This window comes from Arthrobacter sp. B2a2-09, assembly GCF_027587375.1.
Classification (GTDB): domain Bacteria; phylum Actinomycetota; class Actinomycetes; order Actinomycetales; family Micrococcaceae; genus Arthrobacter.
This window is the reverse complement of sequence record NZ_JAMXIC010000004.1, coordinates 229,422-248,348: the sequence shown is the minus strand read 5'-3', so window position 1 is coordinate 248,348 and position 18,927 is coordinate 229,422. Positions and strand designations below refer to the sequence as shown.

Annotated in this window: 17 protein-coding genes; 10 read left to right on the top strand and 7 right to left on the bottom strand. The window is 64.8% G+C overall.

Translation table 11 applies throughout. From position 1 onward, the window contains the following. Window positions 1–98 precede the first annotated feature (98 nt). The 6 genes from NFJ07_RS06700 (at window position 99) to NFJ07_RS06675 (ending at window position 5,995) form a co-directional block, all read left to right on the top strand. Window positions 99–773 (top strand): Maf family protein, encoded by a 675-nt coding sequence (locus NFJ07_RS06700; protein WP_269993333.1) that lies wholly within the window; start codon window positions 99–101, stop codon window positions 771–773. A gap of 156 nt (window positions 774–929) precedes the next feature. Beyond that, window positions 930–2,603 carry a hypothetical protein gene (locus NFJ07_RS06695; protein WP_269993332.1) on the top strand — a complete coding sequence of 558 codons (1,674 nt, stop codon included), beginning with the start codon at window positions 930–932 and terminating at the stop codon, window positions 2,601–2,603. Between the two features lie 2 nt (window positions 2,604–2,605). Continuing rightward, window positions 2,606–3,043, top strand: coding sequence for a DUF6916 family protein (locus tag NFJ07_RS06690; RefSeq protein ID WP_269993331.1), 438 nt, complete (start codon window positions 2,606–2,608; stop codon window positions 3,041–3,043). Continuing rightward, window positions 3,040–3,546, top strand: a complete 507-nt coding sequence (locus tag NFJ07_RS06685; RefSeq protein WP_269993330.1) for a phage tail protein — start codon at window positions 3,040–3,042, stop codon at window positions 3,544–3,546. Before NFJ07_RS06690 ends, NFJ07_RS06685 begins: the two co-directional genes overlap by 4 nt. A gap of 17 nt (window positions 3,547–3,563) precedes the next feature. Next, entirely contained in the window at window positions 3,564–4,064 is a 501-nt protein-coding gene (locus tag NFJ07_RS06680; protein WP_269993329.1) for a GNAT family N-acetyltransferase, read from the top strand. Between the two features lie 122 nt (window positions 4,065–4,186). After that, a complete protein-coding gene (locus NFJ07_RS06675) occupies window positions 4,187–5,995 on the top strand; it encodes an acetyl/propionyl/methylcrotonyl-CoA carboxylase subunit alpha (protein ID WP_269993328.1) in 1,809 nt (602 codons plus the stop codon). 78 nt (window positions 5,996–6,073) lie between these two features. On the opposite strand, the gene NFJ07_RS06670 is transcribed toward NFJ07_RS06675, so the two are convergent. Continuing rightward, a complete protein-coding gene (locus NFJ07_RS06670; protein WP_269993327.1) occupies window positions 6,074–7,483 on the bottom strand; it encodes an MFS transporter in 1,410 nt (469 codons plus the stop codon). A gap of 292 nt (window positions 7,484–7,775) precedes the next feature. Between NFJ07_RS06670 and NFJ07_RS06665 the strand changes: the two genes are divergently transcribed. Genes NFJ07_RS06665 through NFJ07_RS06655 form a run of 3 tightly spaced genes read left to right on the top strand, consistent with a single transcriptional unit; the run spans window position 7,776 to window position 13,007 of the window. Then, window positions 7,776–9,182, top strand: a complete 1,407-nt coding sequence (locus tag NFJ07_RS06665; RefSeq protein ID WP_442865307.1) for an MFS transporter — start codon at window positions 7,776–7,778, stop codon at window positions 9,180–9,182. Between the two features lies 1 nt (window position 9,183). Next, window positions 9,184–11,448, top strand: a complete 2,265-nt coding sequence (locus NFJ07_RS06660; protein WP_269993326.1) for a molybdopterin oxidoreductase family protein — start codon at window positions 9,184–9,186, stop codon at window positions 11,446–11,448. Continuing rightward, complete coding sequence (locus NFJ07_RS06655) at window positions 11,445–13,007, top strand: FAD-dependent oxidoreductase (protein ID WP_269993325.1); 1,563 nt, start codon at window positions 11,445–11,447, stop codon at window positions 13,005–13,007. Before NFJ07_RS06660 ends, NFJ07_RS06655 begins: the two co-directional genes overlap by 4 nt. A 28-nt stretch (window positions 13,008–13,035) precedes the next feature. Here the strand turns inward: NFJ07_RS06655 and NFJ07_RS06650 are convergent, their stop codons facing one another. The 4 genes from NFJ07_RS06650 to NFJ07_RS06635 all read right to left on the bottom strand — a co-directional run bounded on the left by NFJ07_RS06650 (window position 13,036) and on the right by NFJ07_RS06635 (window position 17,216). After that, window positions 13,036–13,530 carry a GNAT family N-acetyltransferase gene (locus NFJ07_RS06650; RefSeq protein WP_269993324.1) on the bottom strand — a complete coding sequence of 165 codons (495 nt, stop codon included), beginning with the start codon at window positions 13,528–13,530 and terminating at the stop codon, window positions 13,036–13,038. Between the two features lie 10 nt (window positions 13,531–13,540). After that, the gene (locus tag NFJ07_RS06645) at window positions 13,541–14,302 is read right to left on the bottom strand and encodes a tyrosine-protein phosphatase (RefSeq protein WP_269993323.1); all 762 of its coding nucleotides are present in this window, start codon (window positions 14,300–14,302) and stop codon (window positions 13,541–13,543) included. A gap of 88 nt (window positions 14,303–14,390) precedes the next feature. Then, the gene (locus NFJ07_RS06640) at window positions 14,391–16,181 is read right to left on the bottom strand and encodes a DUF222 domain-containing protein (RefSeq protein ID WP_269993322.1); all 1,791 of its coding nucleotides are present in this window, start codon (window positions 16,179–16,181) and stop codon (window positions 14,391–14,393) included. A gap of 48 nt (window positions 16,182–16,229) precedes the next feature. Beyond that, entirely contained in the window at window positions 16,230–17,216 is a 987-nt protein-coding gene (locus tag NFJ07_RS06635; RefSeq protein ID WP_269993321.1) for a S66 family peptidase, read from the bottom strand. Here NFJ07_RS06635 and NFJ07_RS06630 point away from each other — a divergent pair, their 5' ends adjacent. After that, a complete protein-coding gene (locus NFJ07_RS06630) occupies window positions 17,217–17,360 on the top strand; it encodes a hypothetical protein (protein ID WP_269993320.1) in 144 nt (47 codons plus the stop codon). A gap of 141 nt (window positions 17,361–17,501) precedes the next feature. Here the strand turns inward: NFJ07_RS06630 and NFJ07_RS06625 are convergent, their stop codons facing one another. Next, window positions 17,502–17,897: a YybH family protein gene (locus tag NFJ07_RS06625; protein ID WP_269993319.1), complete on the bottom strand. Its 396-nt coding sequence runs from the start codon at window positions 17,895–17,897 to the stop codon at window positions 17,502–17,504. Window positions 17,898–18,000: 103 nt separating this feature from the next. Beyond that, window positions 18,001–18,882 (bottom strand): SDR family NAD(P)-dependent oxidoreductase, encoded by an 882-nt coding sequence (locus NFJ07_RS06620; RefSeq protein WP_269993318.1) that lies wholly within the window; start codon window positions 18,880–18,882, stop codon window positions 18,001–18,003. Window positions 18,883–18,927 lie beyond the last annotated feature (45 nt).

Here is an 18,927-nt window from a genome sequence, read left to right as displayed (position 1 = left end):
CGTCCGGCCAAACACCCACATAAGTGAGCGAGCGTCGGGGGATTTGGGGCTATAAGTGAGCGAGCGTCGGAGGGGGCGCCGCGTACTACGCTTGAGCCGTGACCCGATTGATCCTGGCTTCCCAGTCCCCCGCCCGCACCAAACTCCTCACGGACGCCGGCATCCACCACGAGGTGCTCATCTCGGACGTGGACGAGGACGCCGTGCAAGCCCGGTATGGCGTGACCGATGCGCATGACACCGCACTCCTCCTGGCCCGCGCCAAGGCCGAAGCCGTCGCTTCCCTGCCCGACGCCGAGGGGGCCCTGGTGATCGGCTGCGATTCCGTATTCGAGTTCGACGGCGAATCGCACGGCAAGCCGTACTCAGTGAACGTGGCCAAGGAACGGATGCTTCGCATGAGCGGCTCCAAGGGCGTCCTCCACACCGGGCACTGGCTGGTGGATTGCCGCGAAACCGCAGCGGACGTTAACGACGGCGAGGCAGCCGACGGCACCGGCGCCACAGTCGGCGCCGTGTCCAGCGCAGAAGTCCACTTCACGGAGATGAGCGAGAACGACATCGACGCCTACATCGCCACGGGCGAGCCCCTGCACTGCGCGGGTTCGTTCACGATCGACGGCTTGGGCGGGGCGTTCATCCGCAAGGTCGACGGCGACCCGCACGCGGTGGTCGGGCTCTCGATCTCGACCCTCCGCGATCTGCTCGGGCAAGCGAACGTTGGAATCACCGAACTTTGGACTCTGGACGGCTCCGAGACGGCGAAAAAATAGAGCGGTAATGCGGCGAGAATTGCCCTGAAAGAGAGCAATTCTCCGTGATATTGTTCACATGGACTGGGCTTCGAGGGATTGCAATATGGCAGCCAGTCACCTGCCGGCACTGGGGGCAGAATTCCTCGCTACAACATGGTCTCAAGGGGGTCCAGGATGAGTCCTGCTATTTTGGCGTCCAGTTCGCAGGTCCGGCTTTCGCCGTTATCCCACAAGATTCAGCTTTCAGCTTTGGGTTTGCTGCTTGCCGTCGCAGCGACGGGATGCACAGCGTCCAATGGCAGCACCAATTCTGGTACGTTCAGCGCCTGCCTCAACACCCAGCAAGGAACCATCAGCGCGGTTTCGCAAGGAACCGATAAGAAAACGTGCGGCGACGGCGCAGTGGCAGTTTCCTGGGGCAAAGACGCCAACGCGTCGGTAGCGGGCGCCACCGGCGCACCGGGTACAACTGGAGCCACGGGGGCGCAAGGACCGGCCGGTCCGACTGGCGCGCCGGGTCCGGCAGGACCACAAGGACCGCAGGGTGACACTGGCGCGACGGGAGCTACTGGCGCGACGGGAGCTACTGGCAACACAGGTGCCACTGGATCTCAAGGCGCCACAGGTGCTTCGGGCGCGAAGGGTGACACTGGAGCTGCTGGTGCAACCGGTGCGACAGGCGCAATCGGCGCCCAGGGCGCCCAAGGCATCAAAGGCGACACCGGAGCAACCGGTGCAAATGGTGCTGATGGGGCCACCGGTACCCAGGGCGCAGCAGGTGCCACCGGCGCGCAAGGAGCCACAGGCGCGACCGGCGCCCAAGGCCTCAAGGGCGACACCGGGGCCGCAGGCGCAAACGGTGCCACCGGCGCTCAAGGCGCGACCGGCGCCCAAGGCGTCAAAGGCGACACCGGGGCCGCAGGCGCAAACGGTGCTGATGGTGCCACCGGCGCCCAAGGCGCAACCGGCGCCCAAGGAGCCACAGGCGCGACCGGCGCCCAAGGCGTCAAAGGCGACACCGGGGCCGCAGGCGCAAACGGTGCTGATGGTGCCACCGGCGCCCAAGGCGCAACCGGCGCCCAAGGAGCCACAGGCGCGACCGGCGCGCAAGGTGTTCAAGGCGCCCAAGGCGCCCAAGGCATCAAGGGCGATACGGGAGCCACCGGCGCCAACGGGCTTCCAGGAACCGACGGCAACAGCGTCCTCAGCGGTGCCGGTGCACCGACTGCCGGTGTCGGCAAGGACGGGGATTTTTACCTCAACCTTTCGGACTACAAGATGTACGGACCTAAGTTCCTGGGCACGTGGCCAGGAACGGGGCAGTCCCTTATCGGACCAGCCGGCCCCATCGGCCCTCAAGGCCCCACCGGCGCAACGGGTGCCACAGGCGCAACTGGAGCCCAGGGCGCGGCGGGCACAAACGGCACAGCAGGTACAAACGGTGCTACAGGCGCTCAAGGCGCGGCCGGCCTTGATGGGCCGCCTCCGGTCTTCACCGGATCCGTGAGATTCATCGATCCCGCCGATCCCACCGGGTACTTGCCCCTTTCCGGCAGCTCGGGCATTGCGGGAGCCGAGTCCGACGCCGCGATTGTCATGCCTCGCGCCGGAACCATCAAGGGACTGACAGCGAACGTCACCAGCGGCCCAGCTGTGACCGTCACGGTCATCGTCAACGGGTCTGCCTCTGCATTAACTTGCTCCATCGCGGCGGTGGCCACCACGTGCAGCGACGGCGCGGACACAGCTGCAGTTGCTGCGGGGCAGAGCGTCAGCATCAAGGTGACCCACGCCAACGGGGTCGCCGTGCGGAATCTCCGGTTCTCGCTCGGCTTCAACGCAGGCTGAAAATGGAAACCTCATACAAGCTCAGCCGCAGGACGCTCTTGATCGGCGGGGCGGGGGCGATCGTTCTGGCGGTAGCGGGTCCGCTCACATCCCAGGCCTCTGAACCGGATGTGTTCACTCTTGCCAGCTGGACGCCACTCGTTGGCCAACAGCTGGCGGCGGGCACCGCCGTCGTTCGCTTGGAAAGCGTGGAGGATCTTAGGCGCGCGCCGCGGCCCGGGGAGCACGTGGATCCGGCCGAGCGATTCCGGTTGGGCTTCAGCCTGGTCAGTGGAGCGTTTCCTCCGGAAACGATCGCCATCAGCCATCCCAGGAGCGGAGCGGTCAATCTCTTCATTACCCACAACGACGGCAAAGCCACCGCTGTCATCGACAGGAGGGGCGCCACGCTGTTGCCTCCAACAGCTGCAGCCCCCAGTAGCAAAGGACCGAATTCATGAGTGACCCGTTTGTCGGCGAGATCCGGCTTGTTGGCTTCAACTTTGCCCCAACGAACTGGGCATTGTGCAATGGCCAGCTCCTGCCGATCAGCCAGAATGCTGCCCTCTTTTCCTTGCTAGGCACCATGTACGGAGGGAACGGAACGACAACCTTTGGCCTGCCCGACCTGCGGGGTCGGGCGGCGTTGCACAATGGCCAAGGGCCGGGGCTTTCCAACTACTACCAAGGCCAAGTCAGCGGCACGGAAGCGACAACGCTGATCACCTCGAACCTTCCGCCCCACACCCACCCCGGAATGTTTGCCTCGACAACCGAGACGACGGACCGGCCTTCAGCGGGAATGGCGCCGGCCCCTGGCGGTTCCTACGGACCGCCAGACTCCGGAGTGGCGTTGGCCTCAACCCAGCAAGCCGGGGGCGGGCAACCAATCAGCATTCTTCAGCCAACCTTGGCGCTCAACTACATCATTTCGCTGTTCGGGATCTACCCATCGAGGAACTAGACGGAGCGGCCACCTCGGTGGAAAGAGCGCTTCAATTCCGAACCCCTGAAGAGCGCGACGCCGGTTTCCTCCTGGACCTCTTCTCATCAGCCGCGCCGGGGCGGGATTTTCTCCCGCCGCCATTGCTGGAGATGCAACAACAGGCGCAGCATCAGCAATGGTCGGAGTTGTGGGGCGGCAATGGAAACGTCGTTGTAGAGTTCGACGGCGTGCCGGCCGGCAGGATCTGGACCGCTTGGGGCACGCGTGACGTTCGGTTGGTAGACATCGCCCTCTTACCGGAATTTCGCGGCGCCGGCCTGGGCGGGCGACTCCTCGGCAACGTATGCGAGGCGGCCGACGTCGCAGGGATGGATGTTCGGCTGGCGGTCGCGCGCGACAACATTGCGGCCTTGGCCCTGTACCAGCGGAGCGGCTTCGTGATGGAAGAGGCGGGAGCCGTTTTTCTGTCATTGCGCAGATGGCATGAGTCGGCAGCTGTGGGCGTGCACCGTCCGAGCCGGGGCGGCCTGACGTAACCACGATTCACGATTTGTAGCAACCCTACAAAGACAGGCCGTCTCACACACGGAATCCCCCATCAATATGGGCGGAACCCTCAAAATCACGCTAGGCTCCCTGAAGGACAGAAGGAGTCAACTTGTCAGCTAATCCGGCGCAGCCCATTTCCAGCCCTCTCACCAAGGTCTTGATCGCCAATCGAGGCGAAATCGCGGTCCGCATCATCCGCGCAGCCCGGGATGAAGGCATCGCTTCCGTGGCCGTCTACGCAGACCCCGACCGCGACGCCCTGCACGTGCGGCTGGCAGATGAGGCATACGCGCTGGGCGGCAACACCGCTGCCGAGTCGTACCTCGTGATGGACAAGTTGATCGCGGTCGCCAAGCAGTCGGGCGCGGACGCCATCCACCCCGGCTATGGCTTCCTCGCCGAGAACGCCGAGTTTGCCGCCAAGGTCATCGACGCCGGCATCACCTGGATTGGGCCGTCCCCGGACGCCATCTCTGCGCTGGGCGACAAGGTGCAGGCACGCCACATCGCCGAAAAGGTTGGCGCTCCTCTGGTTCCCGGCACGGCCGACCCCGTCGAATCCGCTGACGAGATCCTGGCCTTCGCCCAGGAGTTCGGTCTCCCGATCGCCATCAAGGCTGCCTACGGCGGCGGCGGCCGCGGCATCAAGGTGGCCCGGACCATCGAGGAAATCCCTGAGCTTTTCGAGTCCGCAGTGCGCGAGGCCATTGCCGCCTTCGGCCGCGGCGAGTGCTTCATCGAGCGCTTCCTGGATTCCCCGCGCCACGTCGAGACCCAGTGCCTCGCTGACGCCTACGGAAACGTCGTCGTGGTCTCTACCCGTGACTGTTCGCTCCAGCGCCGCAACCAGAAACTCGTGGAAGAAGCCCCGGCGCCGTTCCTGAGCCCCGAACAGAACGAGCGCCTGTACGAGTCTTCCAAGGCCATCCTGAAGGAAGCCGGCTACCTGGGCGCAGGAACATGCGAATTCCTGGTGGGCCAGGACGGCATCATCTCCTTCCTCGAGGTCAACACGCGTCTTCAGGTGGAGCACTGTGTTTCAGAGGAAGTCACGGGCCTCGACCTGGTCCGCGAGCAGTTCCGCATCGCCCGAGGCGAAAAACTCGGCTATGGCGATCCCGAGGTCCGCGGCCACTCCTTCGAATTCCGCATCACCGGCGAAGACCCGGGCCGCAACTTCATGCCCGCACCGGGAACCATTAGTACCCTGAAGAACCCGACGGGTCCGGGCGTCCGCATCGATTCCGGCGTCGAACAGGGAGACGCTATCAGCGGGAACTTCGATTCCATGCTGTCCAAGCTGATCGTCACCGGCGCCAGCCGCGAACAGGCCCTCCAGCGTTCCCGCCGCGCCCTCGAGGAAATGGTGGTTGAAGGCATCCCCACCGTCATTCCCTTCGACCTCGCAGTGGTGACCGATCCCGCGTTCGCTCCGGCCGAAGGCCCGTTCAAGGTGCACACGCGCTGGATCGAGACCGAATTCATCAACAACATCCCCGCGTGGACGCCCACCGGAACCGGAACAGAAGCCGTCGACGCCGGTGAGCGCCAGCGCGTCGTCGTCGAGGTTGGCGGCAAGCGGCTGGAAGTTGTCCTTCCCGCGACTCTCGGCTCGGTTTCCTCGGTTGCCAGCGCGGGCGCCAAGGGTGCGAAGGTCAAGAAGCGCTCCCGTTCGGCGGGCGCCACAGCCGCCGTGGCGGGCGGCAACGCCCTCACTTCGCCGATGCAGGGCACCATCGTCAAGGTGGCAGTAGCCGCCGGCGATGTGGTTGCCGAAGGCGATCTGATCGTGGTCCTCGAAGCCATGAAGATGGAACAGCCCCTCACCGCCCACAAGGCCGGCACGATCCACGGCTTGGTGGCCAAGGCAGGCGAAACCGTCTCCGCAGGCGCCGTCATCGCGACGATCGAAGACTAAGCACAGCTCAAATGGTTCCGGCCCCGCACCAAGAGGTGCGGGGCCGGAGCCATTTAACGGGAGGCTGCTAATGCAAGATCAGGCCACGTTGTTCTCGTAGTCTGTGTCCTTGGTTTCCTTGGACAGGAACAGGGCCACAAGCGTCAACACTGCCATGGCGCTGAGATAGACACCCACCAGGACTGTGCTGCCCTTGGCCGATTCCCAGAGCCACACCGCGATGAACGGAGCCACTGCCGCACCGAGGATGCTGGACATGTTGTAGCTGACGGCGGATCCGGTGTAGCGGACGTTGGTGGGGAACAGTTCCGGGAGCAGTGCGCCCATCGGTCCGAAAGTGAGGCCCATCAGGGTGAAGCCGATGATCAGCAATGCCATGGTCCCCACGAAACCGCCATTGAACAGGGGCACGAAGAGCAAGCCGAACACCAGGATGCCCGCCGTTACGGCCAGGAGCATCTTGCGGCGGCCGTACTTTTCGGCCAGCGGACCGGCCACCAGGGTGAAAATGCCGAAGAAGACGACGCCGGCAATCAGCATCCAGAGGAAATCGTTGCGGGCGATGCCCAGGCCGGGGACGAACGCCGCGGCGGCCGCTTCGGTCATCGGCTTTCCGGCCTTCACTGCAGCTGCTTGCGCGCCCGCCAAGGTGGGCTTGGTGCCGTAGGTCAGCGTGAACGTGGTCATCAGGTAGAACAGCACGTACGTCGCAAGCATGATGAAGGTACCGAGGATCAGCGGGCGCCAGCTCTTCTTGAACACGCGTCCGATGGGCAGCTTGGCGACTTCGTTGGATTCCAGCACCTTGGTGAATGCGGGAGTTTCAATGAGCTTGAGGCGTACATAGAGGCCGAGGATCACCATGACGGCGCTCAGCAGGAACGGCACGCGCCAGCCCCAGGCGGCGAAGGCCTCGGGAGTCAGGGTGTAGCTGAAGATCAGGAAGATGATGTTGGCCAGAATGAAGCCGATCGGCGCACCCATCTGCGGAAATGTTCCATAGATGGCGCGTTTGTTGGCCGGCGCGTTCTCGGTTGCTAGCAGCGCGGCGCCGCTCCACTCACCACCGAGGGCCAGGCCCTGGGCGAAACGCAGGACTACCAGCAACGTGGGGGCCAGGAAGGTCCAGCCGGGGACCTGTGCCGTGGGGAGGCAACCGATCAGGAACGTGGCAATACCCATGGTCAGCAGGGACGCAACCAGGGTTCCCTTGCGACCGAACTTGTCACCGAAGTGGCCGAAAATTATCGAGCCGAGCGGCCGGGCGACGAAGGCGACACCGAACACCGCGAACGAGCTCAGAAGCTGGGTGGTCTCGTCCGCCGTCGGGAAGAAGAGTTTGGGAAAGACGAGCACGGCTGCCGTGGCATAAACGTAGAAATCGTAGAACTCGATGGACGTGCCAATGAGGCTGGCGAAGATCACGCGTCCCCGCGAGTTGACCGGCTTGACTGACTCGCTTTCCTTGGATTCAGCGATGGAAGACATGTAATGGTTGCTTTCGTTCACGCCGGCCCGGCCTTCCTGAGCCTGCCGGCAAAGATTATTGAAAGTTCAATAATAGTTCCCTATATCCAACAAGTGGACAATCGAGTCCAACATTCGGACGCTTTGAAAAGTCTCACTTTGTGGTCCGCGCCACAACAACCTCACCATCGCCTCACGCACCGGTGACCCCCGCCGATAGGCAAATGTCACAGCACGTTTACAAACCGCGACGGTCCGCGAAACGCGCCATCCCTAACGTGGAAGTACAACGTCCCCACAAAGGAGGCACTCCGTGACAGTTGACCGAAGCACCGAAATCCTCACCAACGAGCAGGCGCCCACCGCCCTCGTCCCCGAGCTTGAACACCGCCCTGGCCGCTGGATTGCCAACTGGGATGCGGAGAACAAAGAGCAGTGGGAAGTTGCCGGCCGTTCCATCGCCAAGCGCAACCTGTACTGGTCCATCTTCGCCGAGTTCCTCGGCTTCGTCGTCTGGCAGCTCTGGTCGATCGTCGTCGTCCAGCTCCCGGCAGCAGGCTTCAAGTTCGACACCAACCAGATCTTCTGGCTCATCTCGATCCCCAGCCTGGTCGGCGCCACGCTGCGCATCCCCTACACCTTCATGGTTCCGAGGTTCGGTGGCCGCAACTGGACCATCGTCTCGGCCCTCCTGCTACTGATCCCCACGGCGGGCCTTGCCCTGTGTGTCTCGACCCCCGGCACTCCGTTCGGCGTCATGCTGCTGGTAGCGGGCCTTGCAGGCTTCGGTGGCGGCAACTTCGCCAGCTCTATGGCAAACATCACCTTCTTCTACCCTGCCCGTGAAAAGGGCTGGGCGCTGGGCCTGAACGCCGCGGGCGGAAACCTCGGTGCCGCCGTCGCGCAGCTTGTCGTCCCGATCGCCGTCACCCTCCTGGCCGCCGGCACGGTCAACCTGCCCATGGCCGGCCTCATCTGGATTCCCCTCATCCTTGTCGCCGCGTTCGGCGCTTGGAAGTACATGAACAATCTCACGAGCGCCAAGGGTGACGTTGCAGGCTCCGTCGCCGCGCTCAAGGAACCGCACCTGTGGATCATGGCCTTCCTCTACATCGGCACCTTCGGCTCGTTCATCGGCTTCTCCGGCGTCTTCCCCAAGCTCATCAAGGACTACTTCCCGGCCTTCTCCGCCTTCCACGTCGGCGCGGTGGCCCTTTCGCTCGCGTTCCTTGGCCCGCTGGTCGGCTCCCTGGCCCGCCCCTACGGTGGACGCATGGCCGACCGCATGGGCGGAGCCCGGATGACCGTCACGGCGTTCGCAGCGATGGCAGTCATCACGCTGACCATGATCTGGACCCTTCCGCTCAAGAACTTCTGGCTCTTCCTGGTCCTGTTCCTGTTCCTCTTCACGGCGAGCGGTTTTGGAAACGGCGCCACGTACCGCATGATTCCGGTCATCTTCGCGACGTCGAGCCGGGCCGCACGCTCCGGGGCAAAGCCCGCCGAGACCGCCCGCCTCGCGGCCTCCTCCCTTGGCCTGATCTCGGCGATCGGCGCCTACGGCGGATTCGTCATCCCCCAGGTGCTCAACGCTTCCAGCGCTTCCGGTTCCTACACCCCCGCGTTCTATGGCTTCGTCGGCGCCTACGTGCTGATGCTCATCGTCTGCTGGGTCTGCTACCTCCGGAAGGCCAACCGTAACGCGATGGGACACATCTAATATGCCCAATGGCGCCAACACCCACTGCCCGTATTGTGCGCTGCAGTGCGCCATGACCCTGACCCCGGCAGCGCCCTCGGCGCAGCCGGGGTCAGACCCCGCTCCCGCAGCAAAGGCACTTCCACTACTGGAAGTATCCGGCCGCGACTTCCCCACCAACCGGGGCGGGCTGTGCCGCAAGGGCTGGACATCGCCGTCGTTGTTGAACCACACCGGACGCGTCACGGAACCCATGCTCAAAGGGTCCGACGGCGTCCACCGGCCGGTCACGTGGGACCAGGCACTCAGGCTGGTCACCGGAGCCGTCAAGCAGGCCCGCGAGCAGTACGGGCCCGACGCCGTCGGCGTGTTCGGCGGCGGCGGACTCACCAATGAGAAGGCCTACCAGTTGGGCAAGTTCGCCCGCCTGGCGCTGGGAACCTCGCGCATCGACTACAACGGACGTTTCTGCATGTCCTCCGCTGCGGCAGCCGGAAACCGCGCGTTCGGCGTGGACCGCGGCCTCCCGTTCCCCGTTGAGGACCTTGATTCGGCGAACGTCATCTTCCTTCTCGGTTCCAATGTTGCCGAGACCATGCCGCCATTCGTCCAGCACTTGCAGGGCGCGCGTGACTCCGGCGGGTTGATCGTGGCCGATCCCCGCCGTTCCGCGACGGCCGCATTCACCGGCGACGGCGGTGGCATCCACCTGCAGCCGACCCCGGGAACGGACCTCGCCCTGCTGTTGGGTATCTCCCACGTAGTGGTCCACGAAGGCCTCGCCGACGCCGAATACCTCCAGAACCGCACCACCGGGTACCCGGCGATCGTTCGTAGCCTCGCCGCATTCTGGCCAGAGCGCGTCCAGTCGATCACTGGCGTACCCGCCACGCTCATCCGTGACACCGCCCGCCGCCTCGCCGACGGCGCCCGACGCGGCGGCAGCTACATCCTGACCGGCCGCGGAGTCGAGCAGCACGTGGACGGTACGGACACCGCCACCGCCGCGATCAACCTCAGCCTCCTCCTCGGCCTGCCGGGCTCCACCCGCAGCGGCTACGGCACGCTGACCGGCCAAGGCAACGGCCAGGGCGGCCGCGAGCACGGCCAAAAGGCCGACCAGCTCCCCGGCTACCGCAAGATCACCGATCCCGCCGCCCGCGCCCACGTCGCCAAAGTGTGGGGCGTCGACGAATCCCTCATCCCCGGCCCCGGCCTGCCGGCCGTGGAGCTGCTGAAGTCTTTGGGACAGCCCGACGGCGTCCGTTGCCTTTTCGTGCACGGCGCCAATGTGGCGGTGTCAGCCCCCGACGCCGGTGCGGTGATCGAGGGCCTGCGCAGCCTGGACTTCCTGGTTGTCTGCGATTTCTTCATGTCCGAGACTGCGCTGGAGGCCGACCTGGTCCTCCCGGTCACCCAATGGGCCGAGGAAGAAGGCACGCTGACCAACCTCGAGGGCCGCGTGCTCCGGCGTCGGAAAGCCCTCACCCCTCCCCCGGGCGTCCGCAGCGAATTGTGGCTCATGGCCCGGCTCGCCGAATCGCTCGACGCACCGTCCACGTTCAGCGACGATCCCGAGACCGTCTTTGAGGAGCTCCGGCTCGCCTCTGCAGGCGGCTTGGCCGACTACTCCGGAATCGACTACGCCATGCTGGATCGCGGAGAGGCCGCCTACTGGCCCTATCCCACCGGCAGTTCGGGAACGCCGCGACTCTTCCTCGACAGCTTCGCGCACGCCGGCCGACGCGCGGTGATGGTCCCGGTGGCTCCGCAGAAACGGTCCCAGCGCACCGCCGTCGTCGGCTCTGATCCCGATCCGCTGACGCTCGTCACCGGGCGGCTGCTGGAACATTACCAATCGGGCGCCCAGACCCGCCGCGTGGCCGAGCTCGCGGCCGCGCAGCCGGAGCCGCTCTTGCAGATCCACCCCGCAACAGCCGCCGTCAGGGACATCTCCGACGGCGACTTCGTCCGGGTCTCCAACGAGCGCGGAGAGGTCCTGTGCAGGGTGGAGCTCAGCAACAGCATCCGCACGGACACAGTCTTCCTGCCCTTCCATTTCCCGGGACTGGGCAGCGCCAACCGTCTCACTGAGGCGGTCACGGATCCCATTTCCGGCATGCCGGAGTTCAAGACCAGCACGGTCTGGGTCCGGAAGGCGGCACTACCAAATGTCGAATCGGCGTTGGCTGCCCAGTTGGCTGTGTCAGCGGCGGCCGGCTCGTCAATGCAGGTCAGCTTGTCAATGCAAGTCGGCGTGTCAACGCAGGTCAAGGAGGCATCGTGAGTGAGCGAATTGTGGTGGTGGGGTTCGGGCCGGTCGCGGCCCGGCTGGTCGACGAGTTGTTGCCTGCCGTGCGCAGCGGCCTTGTCCAGCTGCTCGTCGTCGGGCAGGAAGCCGAAGCCGCGTACAACCGCGTCATGGTGGCGGAACTCGGCGTAGGCCGGACCACCGCGGAGGCCCTCGCGATGGCGGACGCTAGCGATTTGGCGGCCGACGGCGTCGAGGTCCGGCTGGGCGTCACCGTCAAACGCATCGACCGCGCACGCCAGCAGGTTGTCCTTTCGGACGGAACTACGCCCGGCTACGACCGCTTGGTGTTCGCCACGGGCTCGCGGCCCGTCATCCCCAACCTCACAGGCATCAACCCTGATCCGTCACACCCGGTGCTCCCGCTAGGCGTGACCGCCCTCCGTGACGTCCGCGACGCCGCGCAACTTCGCGACGCCGTGACTGCAGGCAAGCGCGTGATCGTCCTCGGCGGCGGCGTACTTGGCCTCGAAACGGCCCTGGCCGCGGCAGAAGAAGGCGCCCTCACAACTGTGGTGCACAACGGTTCCTTCCCGCTGGGCCGCAATATCGACCGCGGCGGTGGAGCCGTTCTCGCGGCGAGCTTGCGCAACAGCGGGATCACCATGGTGGGCAACGCCCGTTCCACGGCTGTGGAGCACAATGGCCCCGACGGAATGTTTTCCGCCCTCGTGCTGAACGACGGGTCAAGGATCGAAGGCGAGCTGCTGGTTCTGTCCTGCGGCGTGCGCCCGCGGATCGAACTGGCCGAAGGTTGCGGACTGCCCGCGGCCACCGGCATCCTGGTGGATCACCATCTGCGGACCTACCATGAGCCGCACATGTTCGCGATCGGCGACTGCGCCGAAGTCCGCTGCGCCGATGCCGAGTGCGCCGAATGCCGCACCGCACTGGGCCCTTCCGGCCTGGTGGGTCCGGGCTGGCGCCAGGCCGAGTGGCTTGCCGAGTACCTGATCCTCCTTGCCGAGGGCGGCCAGGACGCAGCTGACGCGTTGGCGCCCCTGCCGCAGGAGAAGCCCGGTGTCGTGGTGTTGAAGGCACGCGGCATCAACCTGGCCGTCGCTGGCGACAACAGCGCCGAACCATGGGATGACGAGCTGTTGTCCGTCGGTGTCTCCGAGGGGAAACCACGGCGCCAAGTTGCCCAGTGGGCCGATCCGGAACACGGCCGCTACGTCAAAATGACGACGCGCGGCGGCGCGCTCGAAGGACTCGTGACCGTAGGCATGCCGCGCACGGCCGCGGAACTCGTGATGCTGTTCGAACGCGGCTCCGAGCTGCCCGCAGACCGTTCACTCCTGCTGCGCCTGGACGGCCCGGACCAGCTCGGTTCTTCTGCTTCGAATGACGATCCGCAGCGCACAGTTTGCCGCTGCGCGGGCGTCAGCGGTGCGAGCATCGAGGAAGCAGTGTTGGATGGATGCTCTTCCGTGCCGGAGGTTTCCAAAGCGACCCGCGCGGGGACTGGGTGTGGAGGGTGCCATGGGGACATCAAGGGGATTATTGAACGGCACTTCCAGGGGGTCGCGGCGTAAGGGTTTGGGGACTCGGACGCAACTTCCCCTACAGGGTCAGAAGCAGGGTGTCCGAGCCGCCGTTCCGGCCGACCCGCACAAACCCGAATCGTTCGTATAGATCCCGGGCCCGGTTGCCATCCTCCACACTGAGACTGATGCTTCGTAGGCCGCGAGAGCGTCCTAGAGCGATAAGTGCAGTCATCAGTGCGGTGCCAGCACCCGCTCCGCGAAGACCGGGCACGACGCCGATAGTCAGTTCCGGGATGTCCGTCGCCACGAAGCCGTACCCGGCGTCGTCGGCGGCGAAGATGCGGCACCATGCGGCTCCGATGCCTTCGCCGATCCCGATCTCGGCGACAACACCGAAGTCCCCCGGGCGGGGCCAGCCCCCGACGTAGTGCGAGAATTCCGGATCATTCATGACCTGTTCGCGCGTAAACCGGTCACCCCCGCGCCAATTCGCTGCTTCAAAGCAGGCCGCCCAGAGTGTCGACGTGTCTTCGGCGGTTGCTTCGCGGACTCTGACTGCTGCGTTTCCCATGATTGCCACGCTATTCCGTCGGGATTTGGGGTGTGGTGGTCGCGCCGCGCCAGCTGAACAGGCCCTCCCGGTCCTCGTCGGTGAGCTCCGCGGCGTCGAGGAAGGCTTGGAGATCGAATTTTGCCAAGGCAGCCCGGAACGCGCCTTCGGTTGTTGTACCGTGTTGCCGGCACAGTTCCTCAAGCATAGGTTCAGCGTTGTGTCGGTTGCTGCGGGCTGCACGAACATCACCCAACCTGACTGTTTCCAGATAGTCGTCGACCATGCGTTCCGGGTCGGTGCCGATAGCACGAAGCAGAGCCATGGCAAGTAGGCCCGTCCTGTCCCTGCCTCCCATGCAATGGAAGAGGACCCCTCCTGCAGGTGCGTTGACCACAGCCGATATCGCGGCGCCGGCCCGTTCGGGCATGGCTGCAAGGTGCGGGAGAAAGTAAAGCGCTGTGCCCACTAGGCCGTTGTCCCAGTAGTCTGCCCAGAACGCTTTGTTTTCCAGACCATCAAGATCGACATGGATGGTGGTGAGCCAGTTGGGCCGTTCCCGGGTGTCTGTGTTGCGTTCCCCTTGCTGACGGAGGTCGACCACGGTGCGGATCCCGGCGTCATAGATCTGCTGCCATCCGTTCCCGGTGATCCAATCGACGTTCTCGCTCCGGAAAAACACGCCTCGCGGAGTAAGTGTCCCGTCTGCGCGCCGTAGACCACCGAGATCCCGTCCGTTGACCAGACCGTCAACTTTGAGTGTGCGGTCTTCGTTTTCTTTCGGATCCCCCATGGCCCTAGTAAACCAGGGAGTGCTTACCCGTTGGGCACCGAGGAACTGCGGTTTGCTCTCTCAAGGCACGTCACACCGCAGCACGTGGTCACACCTGAAAGTAGTGGTTTCTGCGCGCTTTTTGGCGTGGGTCGATGTGCGGTGGCGGGATGAACCACGGCACGCCTGCTTGGACTTGGATGTGCCATTCTTCCTTGTGGATGAGGTGGTGGTGGTGGCTGCAGAGCAAGACACCATTGTCGACGCTGCTCGGTCCACCCCTGGACCAGTACGTGATGTGGTGGGCTTCGCACCACGGGGCCGGCATCGTGCACGAGGGGAACGCGCAGCCTTTGTCCCGGGCGGTGATGGCTTTACGGATATGGGCGGGGAAGATCCTGGAGGCCCGGCCGATGTCCAGGACCTGGCCTTCCCCGCCCAGGACGACGGGAATGATGTCCGCATCGCAGCCGATCTTCCGCAACGTGGCCGCCGGGACCGGACCGGTGAACGTAAAGCTCCCCGTGCCGCGTTGCTGCCCGCCGGAACGCCCGGCTTGTCCGGATTGGCCTAGTAAGGTGGGCTGCCCGGCTTCCGTCAGCGATGCCAGGAGGTCCCGGTGATCGATGGTGGCCATGATCTGGGGGCGCTGGCCCCCGGCCGCGGGCAACGCCCCGGTGGCGAGGGCAATCTTGCAGGCGCCCAGCAACCCATCCAGGAGTTTCTGCGCCCTCGTGCGGCGGTCCAGGGACGCGCCATCATCGCGTGAACCACCCCGAAGACCGTCCGCCGGAGCGTTTGCCGGCGCGCTCCCGCCGTCGGCGTCCACGGTATGGTCCCCCGGTCCTGGCTCCCGGGACGTGGAGGTCCGCGGATTAGTGGCGGTGTTCATCACGGTGAGCAGGTGCTCGTATTGGTCCTGGGTGGCGAAGATCTCCACATGCTGCAGCCCGTGTTTGGGCCGCCGCAGGAACGCGCCTTGGAGGTGGCGCAGGGCTTCTTCGCTGGGCTCGGCACCGTCCTGGTCGATCGCGTCGGTCCAGCGGCGGGCGATCCTGGCCAGGAAATCGGCGTCGTTCTCGACCGCAGTCATCGTCAACGCGTGTTCCATGTCCGCGGCAGCGTCGGGGCTGCACAAGGGCCGGACCCGTCCCAACGCCATCGTGATGGTGGTGGCCGGCCGGGACGCGATGCTCCCGCAAGCAAAAGCCGCAGCAATTTCCCCGTACCGCGGCTGGATCCTTTGCCCGGTGAGGGAGCGGCCGGGCAGCAGGTCCTCCGCCAGGGCCACGCGTCGGCGGGCCTCGGCCGCGCTGATCTGCAGCAGCGTGCGCAGGTGCTCGCCGGTGTTCCTGAACTCCCTGAACCCGGCCCGGACCTCCACCGCAGCGAAACCGCCGCCCGCGACGCCGGCACCAGCACCGGCTGCCCCAGTTTCCGTTCCGGGGCTGTCGGCACCATCACTGGAACCGTCCGTCGGCGCTTCGGCTCCCCAGCCCGTCGTCCAGGCGAGCTCGCCGGCCGGCTCCTGCTGCCGCACCTGGTGAAGCTGCCCCGCGGCAACGACCTGCAAATAGTCCAGGGTGCGGGAGAGCTCCTCCACGCCGAAGGCAAACGCCGCGGAGTCCTGCAACCCCAGCGACCCGACGTCGTCCACCGCCGTCCGCGCCAGCGAGCGCAACGCCACAAGAGCACTCTCCAGAACCCGCTGCGGACCACCGTCACTGCCGCCGTGATCGCCGACGCGAGCCTCGCCCGGATCAACCGGAGAGAGCAGACGCGGCCCCGGCGCCAGACCAGCCGCCGTCGCCATCCACGGCTCGCGCGCCTTGTGGGACACCACGAACCGGCCACCCGGCGAAGCGCCCTGGCGGGTGGTGAGGTATCCGATCGCTTCCATGGAAACACTCTGCCAGCAGGCACCGACAAAATAGCCCGCCCACCTGCGTCAGTGTCGCGTGATCCTCAAAGTACTTGATTCACCGACCATAACTTCGGCCTCGCCACCGATCGGGAACGTCAGGATGGGCGAGGTGTGGCCAAAGTCGACGTTGGCGAGCACCGGCAAGCCTGCAAGAACGGATTGCTTGGCCACAATCAAAGCCAGCAGTTCCCTCGTCATTCGGCTTGCCTGCTGAAAGCGACCTATCACCAGACCCCGAATGCCCTTTGCCCCTGGCGTCTGCAAAATCGACGCAAGGTCCCGCGCAAATGTGGCCGGATGGCTTTCGAAATCGTCCTCCAAGAAGAGGAGCGCCCCCTCCAAAGAGGGCATGTTGTCCGTTCCCTGCAGGAGATTCAGCGTGCAGAGGTTTCCGCCCACAATCCGGCCGGTCGCAGCGCCTTCTTGCAGCGGCCACCAACCATCGCTCGGAATCAGCGTTCGCCCATCTTGGTCGCGGAACCATGCGTCGTCGGTCCAAGCCGCGGCCGGTCTCAATTCCACGGGCGCCTCGCCAAAGAGCGCGTCTATGAACCAGGCTTGAGTCTCCTCAGAGTGGTCCCGCATGCCGAACGTGGACCAGTGTGGCCCCGAATAGGTCACCAATCCAGTGCGCGCGTGGATGGCGTTTTGAAGGGCCGTGATGTCTGAGTAGCCACACAGTATCTTCGGGTTCGCCTGGATGAGCTCCCAGTCGAGGTACGGAAGCAATTCGTTGCTGCTGAATCCGCCGATCACTGTCAGGATTCCCGCCACGTCCGGATCCGAGAAGGCGGCATGAAGATCGTCAACACGCGATTGCACCGACGATGAAAGAAGTCCATCCATTTCGTCCACGTGCTCGCCGAACGAAAGCCGCAGACCCATCTCCGCGAAACGCCTCTCGATGTGGCTGGTGTTGTCGTGCTCCATGACCACAGCGCGGCTCAGTGCGGGCGCGACGACGCGCACCATGTCACCGCGACGAAATTTGGGCGGGTAGATAGAAGGCATGTGCTCGACGCTAGCAAACCCGATGCCGACCAGCCGCTTGCCTTCCTACTCAGCGAGCGTACAAACGCAGAAGCTCAGGAAGCCATCGAGGCTGGTGAACAAACCATCCTCTGGGAAGAAGTCAAGGCCGACTTGGGTCTGTAAGGGCGGGACCGGCGGCGTTGGGACCGACGGCCCCGGCATGCTCGCTCCATCTACTACGACAGTTCCTACCAGCGACAGCGAGTCCGCCGCTCTGGCTTTCATCGAGCACGCTCATCGGCGACTGCGACCCTCAGTGCGCCGCTATGAATCAGCCGTTAGTTGTTCGTGGACAATCTGCCAGGCTTCATGTGTTCGGATGAAGACGTTGGTGCCGCGTCCTTTTCCGGACTGTTGCTGACCTTCGACAATTCCCGTCCAGGAGAATCGGTAGCGGCACACGGCAGCATCCTCTTGCACCAGCACCCATGTCAATTCATCCACAACGTATTTCTCGTCCTGAATAGCACGGAAGGTCGCCTCGATGGCTGCCCGGGCCTGATCGAGCCCCTCATGAGATCCGTCGGAAAACCAGTAGGTAGCGTCCTTGGCTATGTACGGCAGAACCCGCTCGATGTCGTGCGTGTTGTTGGCCGCCTCATACCCGCGCATCACGTCGGTGAGTTCATTCACGAGCCTCTGCCGGTTCCGCATCTCCATCCCCACACTCTTGCACAACCCCACTCAGTTGCCGCAAGCCGATCCTTGACCGGCGAACCGGGCGTTGGAGTCCCAACGAGCCCGGCCCCACGCAACGTCCGGCTTATGAGCCGCTGAGAAGTTCTTCAGTGCCTGCCCAAAGGCGCGCCTGCATCGCTGAGTCACCTCCGGGATGGACAGGGGTGAGTCGGCGGGTGTTCTTGACGGTGTAATAGCCACCGGACTGCCCCGCAAAAGCGGGGTCTGTGGCTAGTTTCACGATGAGACCGGCGCCACGGGCCGGATCGCCGATGCGGAGCACGGAAAGGATCTTCTCGAGTCTGGCGGCGAAACCGAGTTCACGGCCGAGTCCGGTGACATTGAAACCCGGGTCCAGGCAGTTGGCGGTCAACCCAGTCCCGTCGAGGCGGCGAGCGAGTTCGAGGGTGAACATGATGTCGAGGAGCTTGCTCTTGCCATAGAGCCGAGACGACCCCCGCGCGGTGAAAGGAGCTGTGTCCGTCAGGTCCGAAGGGAGGGTGAGTGTTCCGTACCGCCGGGAAGCCTCGGACGCGACATTGACGATGCGAGCGCCCGTGGACGCCTTCAAGGTGGCGAGGAGTTCCTGGGTGAGGATCCACGGGGCGAAGTAGTTGACCGCGACCATTTCGGGATAGCCGTCCGGGGTGATTCTCTGTTCGAAGGCGTGGAGGCCGGCGTTGTTGATCAACACGTCGATCCGCGCGTAGTGAGCGGCGATTTCGCGTCCGACGCGGCGAACGTCCGCAGTCCGAGCAAAGTCGGCTATGAAAATCTCGATTTCTGTTCCAGGCGCGGCCGTTTCGATGTCTGCTGCGGTTGCGGCGGCGCGCTCGGGGCTTCTGGCAGTGATCCCGAGGCGCGCGCCCTGCTTAGCGAGTTCGATAGCGGCGAGGCGTCCGAGGCCGCTTGTTGCTCCGGTGATGACGATTGTCGGCACTTCGGACGGCGACCGAGATATGGACATGGACACTCCTTGAGGGCAGGCTTGGCCCACTCGGATATAGTGGGT